The 12,573-nt window shown below is 63.4% G+C and carries 12 protein-coding genes; 6 read left to right on the forward strand and 6 right to left on the reverse strand.

From position 1 onward, the window contains the following. Both QZT63_RS12805 and cutA read right to left on the reverse strand, forming a co-directional pair. Positions 1 to 376: protein-disulfide reductase DsbD N-terminal domain-containing protein (locus tag QZT63_RS12805; RefSeq protein ID WP_290651755.1), on the reverse strand; the 376-nt coding region annotated here is incomplete at its 3' end. Between the two features lie 37 nt (positions 377 to 413). Then, the gene (gene cutA, locus QZT63_RS12810; RefSeq protein ID WP_290651756.1) at positions 414 to 755 is read right to left on the reverse strand and encodes a divalent-cation tolerance protein CutA; all 342 of its coding nucleotides are present in this window, start codon (positions 753 to 755) and stop codon (positions 414 to 416) included. Between the two features lie 213 nt (positions 756 to 968). On the opposite strand from cutA, the gene groES reads away from it, so the two are divergent. The 6 genes from groES (at position 969) to QZT63_RS12840 (ending at position 8,874) form a co-directional block, all read left to right on the forward strand. Further along, entirely contained in the window at positions 969 to 1,259 is a 291-nt protein-coding gene (gene groES, locus QZT63_RS12815; RefSeq protein WP_290651757.1) for a co-chaperone GroES, read from the forward strand. Between the two features lie 54 nt (positions 1,260 to 1,313). Continuing rightward, a complete protein-coding gene (gene groL / locus QZT63_RS12820) occupies positions 1,314 to 2,969 on the forward strand; it encodes a chaperonin GroEL (RefSeq protein WP_290651759.1) in 1,656 nt (551 codons plus the stop codon). Between the two features lie 153 nt (positions 2,970 to 3,122). Beyond that, positions 3,123 to 4,559: a sodium:glutamate symporter gene (locus QZT63_RS12825; protein WP_290651761.1), complete on the forward strand. Its 1,437-nt coding sequence runs from the start codon at positions 3,123 to 3,125 to the stop codon at positions 4,557 to 4,559. Positions 4,560 to 4,622: 63 nt separating this feature from the next. Beyond that, positions 4,623 to 7,517 (forward strand): bifunctional [glutamate--ammonia ligase]-adenylyl-L-tyrosine phosphorylase/[glutamate--ammonia-ligase] adenylyltransferase, encoded by a 2,895-nt coding sequence (gene glnE, locus QZT63_RS12830; RefSeq protein WP_290651762.1) that lies wholly within the window; start codon positions 4,623 to 4,625, stop codon positions 7,515 to 7,517. A gap of 90 nt (positions 7,518 to 7,607) precedes the next feature. Then, entirely contained in the window at positions 7,608 to 8,528 is a 921-nt protein-coding gene (locus QZT63_RS12835; protein ID WP_290651764.1) for a branched-chain amino acid transaminase, read from the forward strand. Positions 8,529 to 8,619: 91 nt separating this feature from the next. Beyond that, complete coding sequence (locus QZT63_RS12840) at positions 8,620 to 8,874, forward strand: zinc-finger domain-containing protein (RefSeq protein WP_290651766.1); 255 nt, start codon at positions 8,620 to 8,622, stop codon at positions 8,872 to 8,874. On the opposite strand, the gene QZT63_RS12845 is transcribed toward QZT63_RS12840, so the two are convergent. The 4 genes from QZT63_RS12845 to QZT63_RS12860 all read right to left on the reverse strand — a co-directional run bounded on the left by QZT63_RS12845 (position 8,816) and on the right by QZT63_RS12860 (position 12,511). Further along, positions 8,816 to 9,889, reverse strand: coding sequence for a sulfotransferase (locus QZT63_RS12845; protein ID WP_290651768.1), 1,074 nt, complete (start codon positions 9,887 to 9,889; stop codon positions 8,816 to 8,818). The two genes, QZT63_RS12840 and QZT63_RS12845, sit on opposite strands and share 59 nt — an antisense overlap. Positions 9,890 to 10,026: 137 nt before the next feature. Next, a complete protein-coding gene (locus QZT63_RS12850; RefSeq protein ID WP_290651770.1) occupies positions 10,027 to 10,716 on the reverse strand; it encodes a sulfotransferase family 2 domain-containing protein in 690 nt (229 codons plus the stop codon). 23 nt (positions 10,717 to 10,739) lie between these two features. Then, positions 10,740 to 11,543 carry a sulfotransferase gene (locus QZT63_RS12855; RefSeq protein WP_290651772.1) on the reverse strand — a complete coding sequence of 268 codons (804 nt, stop codon included), beginning with the start codon at positions 11,541 to 11,543 and terminating at the stop codon, positions 10,740 to 10,742. Between the two features lie 83 nt (positions 11,544 to 11,626). Then, complete coding sequence (locus QZT63_RS12860; protein ID WP_290651774.1) at positions 11,627 to 12,511, reverse strand: sulfotransferase; 885 nt, start codon at positions 12,509 to 12,511, stop codon at positions 11,627 to 11,629. Between the last annotated feature and the right edge of the window lie 62 nt (positions 12,512 to 12,573).

Below are 12,573 nucleotides of genomic sequence, written 5' to 3' on the forward strand. Positions count from 1 at the left end.
GCGTTAAGGACTCGGCCGCCGGCCGCTCGAGCCGGATGTAGACTTCTACCGGCTCGTGGTAGACCTCCATGGGGCCGAAGTTTGGATCGTCGATGACGTCGCCTTCGGGCAGCTCGAAGCCAGCAATGCCATTGTCCTCGTCGGCCACCTCAAAATCGAATCGGTCTTTGTAAAGGTAGTAATCCTCAACGGTCTGCCAGCGAGCGACGATAACGTCGTCCGCGACCAGTTCCGCCGAAAAGGGGAAGGCTTCTTCCGGGGGTAGCAGCCCGGCGTCGTTACCGCCGAAAAGTCCGGCCAGGCCCCCGCGCTCTTGCCCCATGGCGGGGGCGGCGACAAGCAGGACCAGCAAAGCGATGAGAGCGACGCGTTTCATCGGTTTCAGACCGGACCTCCGTCAATAAGGTGTTGTGCTAGCGTGGGGCCTGGTAGCCGCCGTCCGTCTGGTAAGTGACCCAGGCGAGATAATCATTAAGCCCCCGAGTAATCGGGACCGCGATGATCTCGGGGAGTTCATCCGGGTGCAGTCGCAGAATGGTCTCTTCCAGGCGTCGCCAAGCCACCCGAGTCGTTTTCATGATCAGCAGTGTCTCCGGATCCCGGTGAACTGTTCCTTTCCAAGCATAGACCGAGGTGAGCCCCGGCACGATGTTGGCGCATGCCACATGGCCGTCACCAACCAGCGTCTCGGCGATCTCGCCGGCCACCTCCGGGTTGGGGCAGGTACAGAATGCCATAAGATGCTCGCTGTCCATGATGTCCTCTCCGTCGTGCGGCGTCAGGGCCTTTGAATTGTACCAGCAGTGCCCCCATATCAGCTGCGTCGCCGTAGTGTCGCCTACACGCCTGTGGCTCTTGACTCAGTGCAATCCGGATTTATCATTAGCACTCACAGGCATGGAGTGCTAATAACACTTGGGTAAGGCAACCGGGCAGCACGCCCGTCAACGATTCAGGAGAGAGGTCCGATGAATATCCGTCCCTTACATGATCGCGTGATCATCAAGCGTATGGAAGAAGAGCGCACCACGCCCGGTGGTATCGTCATTCCCGATACCGCAGCCGAGAAGCCCATCAAGGGTGAAGTCCTGGCCGTTGGCAAGGGCAAGGCCCTGGATAGCGGCGAAGTCCGCCCGCTCGACGTGAAAGTCGGCGACAAGGTGCTCTTCGGCAAGTATGCCGGCACCGAGGTCAAGGTCGAAGGCGAAGACGTGCTGGTCATGCGCGAAGACGACGTCATGGCCGTGATCGAGGGCTGACGCCTAACCAATACCCGCTTTAACGCAGATCGAATCGCAAGAGGATTAAAGAAGATGGCAGTCAAAGACGTACGTTTCGGTGACGATGCCCGGCATCGGATGATGGCCGGCGTGAACCTGCTGGCAAACGCCGTGAAGGTGACTCTGGGACCCCGCGGGCGCAATGTGGTCATCGAGAAGAGCTTCGGCTCCCCGACGGTGACAAAGGACGGGGTCTCCGTGGCCAAGGAGTTGGAGCTCAAGGACAAGTTCGAGAACATGGGTTGTCAGATGGTCAAGGAAGTGGCCTCCCAGACCTCCGACGTCGCCGGCGATGGCACCACCACCGCGACGGTCCTGGCGCAGGCGATCCTGCGCGAGGGCATGAAGGCCGTCGCCGCCGGCATGAACCCCATGGACCTCAAGCGCGGCGTCGACAAGGCCGTCGCCACCGCGACCGCGGAGCTGCGCGGCCTGTCCAAGCCCTGTGAGGACCGCAAGGCCATTGCCCAGGTGGGCACCATCTCCGCCAACTCCGACAACAACATCGGCGACATCATCGCCGATGCCATGGAGAAGGTGGGCAAGGAGGGTGTCATCACCGTGGAAGAAGGCTCCGGCCTGGAGAATGAGCTGGACGTCGTGGAAGGTATGCAGTTCGACCGCGGCTATCTCTCCCCGTACTTTATCAACAACCAGCAGAGCATGAGCGCCGAGCTTGAGGATGCCTACATCCTGCTTTGTGACAAGAAGATATCCAACATTCGCGAGTTGCTGCCGGTGCTGGAGAGCGTCGCCAAGTCCAGCCGTCCGCTGCTTTTGGTCGCCGAAGACATCGAAGGCGAGGCCCTCGCCACCCTGGTGGTCAACAGCATGCGCGGCATCGTCAAGGTCGCCGCGGTGAAAGCGCCGGGCTTTGGTGACCGTCGCAAGGCCATGCTGCAGGACATCGCCGTGTTGACCGGCGGCACCGTGATCTCCGAAGAAGTCGGCCTGAGTCTTGAGAAGGCGACCCTGGAGGATCTCGGCTCCGCCAAGAAGATCAACGTCACCAAGGAAGACACCACGATTGTTGACGGCTCTGGCCGCAACGAGGATATCAAGTCGCGCGTGGAGCAAATCCGGGCGCAGATCGAGGAATCCTCCTCTGACTACGACAAGGAGAAGCTGCAGGAGCGCGTCGCTAAGCTCGCCGGTGGCGTGGCCGTGATCAAGGTCGGTGCTGCCTCCGAGATCGAGATGAAGGAGAAAAAGGCGCGGGTCGAAGACGCCCTGCACGCTACGCGTGCAGCCGTCGAGGAGGGCATCGTGCCTGGTGGTGGCGTCGCCCTGGTGCGCACCCTCGCGGCCCTGGAAGAGCTCAAGGGGGAGAACCATGATCAGAACACCGGCATTGGCATTGTCCGTCGTGCCATCGAGGAGCCGCTGCGCCAGATCGTCGGCAATGCCGGCATTGACGGCGCAGTGGTGCTGAACAAGATCCTCGAGGGTTCGGGCAATTTCGGTTACGACGCCCAGACCGATGAGTACGGCGACATGATCGAGTTCGGTATCCTCGACCCGACCAAGGTTACCCGCACGGCGCTGCAAAACGCCGCATCCGTCGCCTCCCTGATGATCACCACCGAGTGCATGGTCGCGGAGCACCCGGAGGATTCAAAGTCCGGCGGTGACGACATGGGCGGCATGGGCGGAATGGGCGGCATGGGCGGCATGGGCGGCATGATGTAAGCCGGCCGGCGTCCAGCGTCCACCCCTGAAAAGCCCCGCTCCGGCGGGGCTTTTCTTATCTCGGGCGACCAATCTGCCGCGCCGGGGATGACGTAGCGGCGATCCGGGCCATACTGTTGTCATGGCAGGATGGCAATCGGGGGGGGGGCCGCGATGCTGACGGTGGCACAGGTGATGGTTGGGCTGATGGGGATTGGGCTGTTGTTGCTTGCCTGCTCCATCCTCAGATCGCGCATGCTCTGGGCGCAGCGCCTGTTTTTGCCCAGTTCCCTCCTCGCCGGTGCCGTTGCGTTATTCGCCGGGCCCGAGGTGTACGGGGTCTTCTTCGCCGATGTGTTTGATGACGGCGCCGGCCTGTTCCCTGGGTATGTCTACGATACGTGGCGCGCTTTGCCCGGGCTGTTGATCAGCGTGGTCTTTGCGGCGCTATTCATGGGCAAGCCCATTCCGGGGATTCGTGAAATCTGGCTGCGCGCCGGGCCGCAGGTGGTCGTCGGGCAGACGATGGCCTGGGGGCAGTACGTGGTTGGCATCCTCCTCGCGCTGCTGGTGCTGACACCGATCTTCGGGATGAGCCCCATGGCTGGCGCGCTCATCGAGATCGGTTTCGAGGGCGGGCATGGCACCGCGGCCGGCATGGCCGGCACCTTCGAGGATCTGGGCTTTCCCGAGGGCGCCGATCTGGCGCTGGGGCTCGCCACGGTCGGGTTGCTTGGTGGCGTGATCGCCGGCACGATCCTGATCAATGTCGCCGCGCGGCGCTCCATCGTCTCCCCCGAGCAGCAAAGCAGCACGGGCGTCGAAGCGCCGAGTGCGGAAGAGCAGGCCGACATCGAGAAGGATCGCCGGCATGAGCGCAGCAGCACGGATCCACTGAGCGTACACCTGGGCCTGGTGTCGCTGGCGGTGGGCATCGGCTGGGTGATGCTGACCCTGCTGCAGGCACTGGAGGCCGCGACATGGGCCCGCGATGGGGGCGTGGAAATCCTTGCGCACGTCCCGCTTTTCCCCATGGCCATGCTTGGTGGCGTGTTGATCCAGCTGCTGGTCATGCGCTTCGGTTACACCGATCACATCTCCGCTCGGACGATGAGCCGGATCTCCGGCATGGCCCTGGATTTCACGATCGTCGCGGCCCTGGCGACGCTATCCATCACGGCGCTGGGCGAGCACCTGGTGCCATTCCTGCTGCTGGCCGTCACCGGGATCGCCTGGTCCCTGCTGGTGCTGGTGGTCCTGGCGCCGCGGGTGATCCCGTACAACTGGTTCGAGCGTGGCGTCGGCGACTTCGGGCAGTCCATGGGCGTGACTGTCACTGGCGTGCTGCTCATGCGCATGGCCGACCCCCGCAACGAATCCGGGGCGTTGGAGAGCTTTGGCTACAAACAGCTGCTGTTTGAGCCGATCGTCGGGGGCGGCCTGTTCACCGCGGCCTCCCTGCCACTGATCTACCAGTTCGGCCCGGTGGTGGTGCTCACTCTGACGTCCGTTATCACTGTGGCCTGGATCCTGTTCGGATTGCTGTATTTCGGCCGTTTGATTCCTGCACGCGGCCGTGGACGGTGGCGTCCCGCGCACCCCGCGCGATAGGGCAACCGCTATCGACGTGTAGCCGCGCTTCGGTAGCACGGTTGACCATCAAAGGGAGGCTCCTTGAGCAATGCCAGCGAGCTGATCGATCGTGCCATGTCCCGACTCCCCGGCCGCCTGCGCTCCCAGGTCGAGGAGTGGCTCGCGGATTACCAGGACGTGGGCGAACTGCCGGACGACGAACTGGCCCTGCAGTCGTTGCCGATGGTCTGGGCGGCCAGCTCGTTTGTTGCGCGCTCGTGCTTGCGCGACCCGGATTTGCTGAACGGTCTGACGTCCAGCGGTGATCTTGAGCGTCCGTACGAAAACGGCGAGGTGGCCTTGCGGGCCGTTGAGGCTCTGGCGGAGGTTGCCGACGAGGCCAGCCTGAACCAGGCGTTGCGCCGGTTTCGGCGCCGCGAGATGGCGCGCCTCGCCTGGCGGGATCTGGCCGGCTGGGCCGGGCTCGAGGAGAGCCTGCGGGAGCTCTCTGCACTCGCTGATGCCTGCATCGATGCGGCCCTGGCGCGTCATCAGCAGTGGCTACAGGCACGCTTTGGCACGCCGCGCAACGCCCGCGGTGAGCGGGTCGGGTTCTACGTCATCGGCATGGGTAAGCTCGGCGGGCGGGAGCTCAACTACTCCTCCGACATCGATCTGATCTTCGGATTCTCCGAGCCCGGGCAGACGGACGGTGACAAAAGGCCGCTCGACAACGAGGAATACTTCACCCGTTTGGGACAGAAGCTGATCAATAGCCTCAACGCCAGAATGGTGGAGGGCTTCGTCTTTCGTGTGGATATGCGGCTGCGCCCCTACGGTGACCCGGGCCCGCTCGCGATGCACACCGATCAGCTGGAGACCTACTACGAGTCCCAGGGGCGCGAGTGGGAGCGCTACGCGATGGTCAAGGCGCGGGTCGTGGCGGGCGATCAGGCCGCTGGCGATCGGCTTATGCAGGCGCTGCGTCCGTTCGTCTACCGGCGTTATCTCGACTATGGGGCCCTGGAGTCGCTGCGCGAGATGAAAGCCATGATCGCCCGGGAAGTGGAGCGCCGGGGGCTGGAGCACAACATCAAGCTGGGTGCCGGCGGCATCCGCGAGGTGGAGTTCGTGGGCCAGGTGTTCCAGCTTATTCGCGGCGGTCGCGAGCGCGGGTTGCAGCAGCGCAGCATCATCCGGGTCCTGGAGTACCTCGGTCAGCACAACGCGCTCCCGGGCTTTGCCGTACGCCAGCTTCTTGAGGGCTACGAATTCCTTCGCCGCACCGAAAACCGCCTGCAGGCCATGGAGGACAAGCAAACCCACGAGCTGCCCGAGGAGCCATTCCACCGCCAGCGCCTCGCCTATAGCATGGGGTTCGATCAGTGGGAGGTGTTTGCCGAGCGGCTCGCCGAGATTCGTCGGCACGTGCACGACCACTTCGAGCAGGTGTTTGCGGCACCCCAGGCCGAGTGCGAGGCGTTGTCCCACGACGAGCCGGCGCTCGGCGATATCTGGTCGGATGCCGTCACCGGTGCCGACGCCGAGGCCGTGCTGGAGGCGAACGGCTTCCAGGCGCCCGCCGACAGTCTTGCGCGCCTGGGGGCCTTTCGCTCGGGCGCCCACTGCCGGGCGCTGACGAAGACCGGGCGCGAGCGCCTGGATCGGCTGATGCCGCTGCTGCTTGGGGCCATCTCCGCAACCGATCGCCCCGACGCGACATTGGCCCGGGTACTGGACCTGCTCGAGGCCATCGTGCGGCGCACGGCCTACCTCTCGCTCCTGGTCGAGCACCCCATGGCGCTCTCCCAGCTGGTCAAGCTCTGCGCGGCGAGCCCGTGGATCGCCCGCCACCTGTCCCGCTACCCCTTGCTCCTCGATGAACTCCTGGATCCGCGCACGCTGTACGCGCCCCTCAAACGCCAGGCCCTGGCCCGGGAACTACGCGAGCGCCTGGATGCGCACCCCGGGGACGACCTGGAGCAGCGCATGGAGGTGCTGCGCCAGTTCAAGCAGGTCAACACCCTGCGCGTAGCCGCCTCGGATGTGGCCGGTGTCACCCCGCTGATGGTGGTGAGCGACTACTTGGTAGACATTGCCGAGGTGGTCCTGGCCGAGGTGCTGGATCTTGCCTGGAGCCACCTGGAGGCCCGGCATGGCCGGCCCACCTGCCAAGTGGAGGGCGAGCTCGTCCACCCGCGCTTCGCCATCATTGCCTACGGCAAGCTTGGTGGTTTGGAGCTTGGCTATGGCTCCGATCTGGACCTGGTCTTCCTCCACGACAGCCGCGGCGAGCAGCAGGTCACGGAAGGGGACCGTCAGGTGGATAACAACGTGTTTTTCATGCGCCTCGCCCAGCGCATTATCCACATCCTTGGGGCGACCATGGCAGGGGGGGTGCTCTACGAGGCCGATACCCGCCTGAGGCCCAGCGGCAGGGCCGGTCTGTTGGCGACGAGCCTCGATGCCTATGCCGAGTATCAGCGCGAGCAGGCCTGGACCTGGGAGCACCAGGCCCTGGTGCGGGCCCGCTACGTCGCTGGTTGCGAGGTGCTCGGCGAGCGGTTCGCCGGCGTGCGCCAGGAGATCCTTGCTCGGCCTCGGGATACCGAGAGCCTGCGCGCCGATGTGCGGGACATGCGCGAGCGGATGCGTCAGCAAAAAAGGACCGGAGACCCGTCTCAGTTCCACATCAAGCAGGACCGAGGCGGTATCGCGGATATCGAATTTATGGTCCAATATGGCGTCTTATCGGCAGCGGCGCGTGCGTCCCGTCTACTGCGCTATACCGACAATATCCGCCTGCTGGGTGAGCTGGGCGAGGTGGGTTGGATGAGTCAGGATGAGGTCGTATTGCTCGTCGATGCCTACAGGACTTACCGCACGCGGGTGCATCGTTTAACGCTGCAGGAGGAGCCTGCCATCGTGCCCGCGGAGACGTTCCGCGAGCTGAGCACCCAGGTTGCCGCAATGTGGCATCGGCTGATGGATGACTGAGCAGCAGCTCGGCTGTCCCGGAAACCACTAGAATGAATCGGCACAACCAACCCGCCGAGGGCGCGGGCGCAAGTGCGAGGAGAGCATGCGATGAGCATGGATGATCGCGACGGCGTCATCTGGATGAACGGCGACATGGTGCCTTGGCGCGACGCCCGCGTGCACGTGCTCACCCACACCCTGCATTACGGTATGGGCGTATTCGAAGGCATCCGCGCATACAAGACCGAGCGCGGCACCGCTGTATTTCGCCTGCATGATCATACGCGGCGTTTGTTCGATTCCGCGAAAATCCTGGGCATGACCATCCCCTACACGCCGGAAGCGATCAACCAGGCGATCCTCCAGTGCCTTCGCGACAATCGCCTGGAGACTGCGTATGTGCGGCCCATGTGTTTCTACGGCTCAGAAGGGATGGGACTGCACGCAGAGAGACTGCGCACCCACACCTCCATCGCTGCCTGGGAGTGGGGTGCTTACCTGGGTGCCGAGAATATCGAGCGGGGGATTCGCGTCAAGACCGCCTCGTTCTGCCGCCATCACGTCAACGCCACCATGTGCCGGGCCAAGGCCAACGGTAACTACATCAACTCCATGATGGCGCTCAAGGAGGCCAGCGAGGCCGGATACGACGAGGCCCTGCTGCTCGATACCGACGGCTTTGTCTGCGAGGGCTCGGGCGAGAACTTTTTTATGGTACGCAACGGCGTGCTGTATACCCCGGAGCTCGCCTCCGCGCTCGAGGGCATTACCCGCGATACCGTGCTGCAACTGGCCCGGGACATCGAACTCCCGATTCGCGAGAAGCGGATCACGCGCGACGAAGTCTATGTCGCCGATGAAGCCTTTTTCACTGGTACGGCCGCGGAAGTCACCCCGATTCGCGAACTGGACGGCCGTCCGATCGGCGAGGGCAAGCGCGGCCCGATCACTGAACGCTTGCAGTCCATGTACTTCGACCAGGTCGAAGGCCGGCGCTCTGCCTACGACCAGTGGCTGACCTACGTTTGAACAGCAGCGCCGGGGCGCGCCGCGCGAAGCGCGGCTCGCATCGATAAACGCATTCGCCCGTGAGGAGCCGCCGGGCGGGGGAGGATGAACAGTGGCTGACCCGCAGACACACGATCGCACGGATCTCATTCAGCCCAATGCCAAGAACCGCTATGAGGTCGGTAAGTCCGATCTCCCCCTGTCTTGTCCCATGCCGGGCATGTATCTGTGGAGTGCCCACCCCAAAGTCTACCTGCCCATCCACAAGACCGGCGAAGCCAAGTGCCCTTACTGCGGGGCCGAGTTCTTCATTCCGGATTTCGATCCGAATGACCAGGAGCTGGTGCGGTCGAGTCGGCGCGAGTAGGCCCGGGGGCATTGCGGCGATCGTGCTCCAGGCCATTTAAGGCCTCGGGCCCGGAGTCGAGAATCACGTGGGCAATCCGATTGAGCTCTGCGTTCTCCCCGGCGTAATGGCGTTCAATCTGCTCGCGCATGCCATGCCGCGCGAGCAAATCCCAGTCTCTATAGACAATCTTGTCAAAGCCATGCTGAATGAGTGTTCGTCGTAGACGGCGCAGCAGGCCCGTGAGCTGTCGTCGAGGTCGTGACGGTCTCCCGGCGTCGTCTGGTCCCGGACGCGGCAAGCGCCGGTGCACGCCCGGGTAGAACAAGTAGATAGCCAGTGCCGAATAACTGCGGTTTTGACTGCGCTCCCGCGGCGGTGCCGGAAGCTGATCAATGCCCAGGGCCTCGGCCAGACGCCGCTTCACATCCTCGGGCCGTCGCCGTAGATCCTCCTGCTGGAACAGGTAGATGTTCCCGGGGCCGTACGCGGCGGCATAGCTTCGGTAGATCGAGAGAAACTGGAGCGTCATCGCTTCCACGTTACGCACGCCGTGGGCCCAGCGGGCGACGCGGGGATGAAACGCGCCGTCATACCAGTTCAGAAATACCTCGATGGGTGCGCCTTGGTCCTTGACCAGCTGCTGGCGGTATGCCGACTGCAGCCAATCTGACTGGCGGCGCACGAAATAGATGATTGTCGCCTCAGGGAAGAGTTCGCGCATGAGCTGCAGATTCTGCGGATAGTCATGGTGGCTGCCGTACATGTCCCCGGAGATATGGGGCTCGGAGAGCAACAAATCCCGGCTGTCGCCGGATGTGCGCCATCGGGCCACTTCTGCCCGTGCACGCTCGGCCAGCTCGTGATCGCCGGGATTGCGAACCGCGTCCCGGATTGCCTGCCACAGCGGACCTGGGTTGTAGTTCACGCGGCGGTGATCGAGTTGGGCGAAGACCATGCGCTGGAGAAAGCGCGTACCGGTCTTGTGGAGACCGATATGGATGATCACGCGTGGCTCGCCTTGCACGCTCGCCATGGACCAGCTCCTGAGTTCAAGCGTGTTTCACCCGGGAGACAAAGGCCCGGGGCGACCGACGAGTGCCCTGATTCTAACGCGTGCGCGCCCTTGGTCACAGTGTGTCCCCATTGGGGGGACACACTGTGGGCTTGCCGCTAACCGGACAACGATTGCTCGCTGTCCGCTCCGTCAAAGGTATACCCGAAAAGTTCCAGATCCCGGCGGTAATGGGATTGCACCAGTTCCGCCAGATCGTCTGTGTAATAGCTCCGGTAGTCACGGCGGTTGGCGGCCTGACGCAGGCGGGGTAATTGCGGGGCCGCAACCCCGATGCGTTCGCAGATCGTGTTGAAGTCCGCCTGCAGGTTCTCGTAGCGCCCGATGAAATCGACAATCACATTTCCCCGTAGGTCGATCAGGTATTCGTGCTGGAGTTCGGCCGAGATGTCGAGCATGAAGCTGTACTCGCGCTCCGGGTCGAACTTGAGCTTGAGGAAATCCTCGAACGTTTTCACCCCATCCAGCACGGCTGGCTTCTCCCGCTGGATATGATGAAACGAGCTGACCTGCAGGTCCCAGGGGTTGCGGACGATCGTGAACTTGAACAGCCCCTGATAGACCTCAGTGGGCAGCATCTCCAGCGCGGCAATAGCCTTCGCATGTCGGGGGAATTTGATCCCGAGCTTGTGGCGTGGTTGCGTCATCTGGCTCGTCATGCTGGCCAAAGCAAGCGCAATGGAATACCAGCCGCCCCAGCGGTACTTGCGCAGCGCCGCGCGCACGCTGGTGCCGCCGGTCTTGGCAATGTGGACGAACAGGAAATTCCTGCTGTAGGAGATCAGCATGACCCCTCCGCCGGCGGTGTTGCTCAGAGCCCCCAGCGGCGTTCCTTGGCCTCGTTGGCCACGCGCCCCGGGTAGGCGATCACATTGATGATGCGCTGCATGTAACCGGGCAGTGCCGTCTTCCAGCCGTCATCGGGGCGAATGGTACTGCCTTCGGTCTTGTGGAGCACATCCGCCGCGCCGATGTTGTGATGGTACTGCTCGGCCCAGTTGAGCTGGTGTGGCTCGAAATCCAGACCGATGCGCGCCATAAGCTTGCGCAGCTGGCCCTCCGGGTCCGCTGCGAGCTTCTCGTAGTTCACCACGATATGCGTCACGCCGCGCAGCATAAAATACAGTTGCAACGAGCGGTGGCTGTAGGAAAACGTGGGCAAGTATCGCTGGCCCTTGCGCTTGCGGATCGACTGCGCGCGGCCGCGGGCGTCGCGCACCACATGGATGGGGATCACCTCGATTTCCGGGGCCGCCATGAGTCGGCGCAGCCGGCTGACGGATTTCGAGTTGTCGGTGACGAACTCGACCCCCGCCACCTCAGCCGCCGACTCGAACACGGCCTTGTTCTCGTTCTGGAAGGCGACAGCGTCTCGGGCGTGGACGTCGGCGGTGACTAGGTCCCGGCCGTTGCGTGCCTTGAGCGTGGCATTGGTCTGAGACCAGAACCCGCACTCCCAGAAGCTGGGTGCACCGCACGCGCAGGGATGCTTGCGCGCATAGTGAGCGAGACGCCGCACACCGCCTAGGCTGTGGACCTTGCTGTGTGCATCCAGGAGGATATCCAGCAATGTTGAGCCGCTGCGACCCATGCCGATGAGATAAATTACTTTCATTGTCGTGTCCACTTGGCCAAATGTGGGTAATGTGGGTAAGGAAGCTGCCTCCGGCGTCATACGCCGGCTCGCCGGGTGCACGTTCAGGCTTGGTAGCCAAGGCCTTGCAGAATGTCGGACCGACGCGCGGCGAATGCGGCAAGCTCATCGCTGTGCTGATAGGCATAACGGCGGCTGGGCCTCACGTCCGCGACGATCGACCCAACGCGCTCGTCCTCCAGCGCGATATCGCAAAAACCCAGCACGGCTTTGACGTGGGTTTCCGGCGTTTCCAGAAAGTCCTCGTATCGGAGTTCCAAAGCCTGATGACCCAGGGCCTGTACGTGTACCCGTGCCCGGTGCGTATAGTCGCGCCACAGCCGCAGTCCGTAATCGAGGGCGCTGACACTGGGGGCATGGGCGAAGCCGCTGCGCTTAGGCGCCAGAGGGTTGTTCACGTAGAGCCAGCGGCGCTGGGAATACCGCGCGGCTGCGGCCCTAAAGGCGAGTTGGTGACGCAGTCTGAGGCTCTCCGCCACGTCGACTCCGTGTCGGGTGATGTGGATCACCCGCGCCGAGGGGAACACATGCAGCCACAGCGGCAGCGTGTAGGTGTTGCGCGGATCCTTCCAGCCCCATTGCTCGGTGACGTTGTGCATGGACCGATACCTCAGCCAGCGCTGGAGACCGAGGTAGCGGATACTGGCGGGGCCATCCGTTACACCCGTGAGGTAATCCGTCACCAGGGGGCGGATGCCCGCGTGCTCCAGCAGGCTGTCTACGCCGCATGGCTTTTCCCAGGATGCGCTGGACTGCTCGAATACCCAGTAATTGAGCGAGTTCATGAAGCGGCACTCCGCATTCCGGGTCAGGCTGCGCCCAAGGAAAACCCCGGCCGCGCCCAGTAGGCGTGTCAGCATGCTTGTGCCGGCGCGGTGCATGCCGATGACGATAATCGGCGGCTTGTTGTTCGCAGAGGCAGCTTTCAAACCCGGACTCCTCAGTGCGTGTCCAGCAGCACGCGAAGGTATTCTCTCGTGCTGGTCGTGAC

This window comes from Aquisalimonas sp., from assembly GCF_007120195.1.
Lineage (GTDB): Bacteria > Pseudomonadota > Gammaproteobacteria > Nitrococcales > Aquisalimonadaceae > Aquisalimonas.

Coding starts and splice junctions, on each gene's coding strand:
- groL (WP_290651759.1), top strand. CDS start 1,314: ATGGCAGTCAAAGACGTACGTTTCGGTGACGATGCCCGGCATCGGATG.
- QZT63_RS12825 (WP_290651761.1), top strand. CDS start 3,123: ATGCTGACGGTGGCACAGGTGATGGTTGGGCTGATGGGGATTGGGCTG.
- QZT63_RS12835 (WP_290651764.1), top strand. CDS start 7,608: ATGAGCATGGATGATCGCGACGGCGTCATCTGGATGAACGGCGACATG.
- groES (WP_290651757.1), top strand. CDS start 969: ATGAATATCCGTCCCTTACATGATCGCGTGATCATCAAGCGTATGGAA.
- QZT63_RS12845 (WP_290651768.1), bottom strand. CDS start 9,889: ATGGCGAGCGTGCAAGGCGAGCCACGCGTGATCATCCATATCGGTCTC.
- QZT63_RS12855 (WP_290651772.1), bottom strand. CDS start 11,543: ATGAAAGTAATTTATCTCATCGGCATGGGTCGCAGCGGCTCAACATTG.
- cutA (WP_290651756.1), bottom strand. CDS start 755: ATGGACAGCGAGCATCTTATGGCATTCTGTACCTGCCCCAACCCGGAG.
- QZT63_RS12850 (WP_290651770.1), bottom strand. CDS start 10,716: ATGCTGATCTCCTACAGCAGGAATTTCCTGTTCGTCCACATTGCCAAG.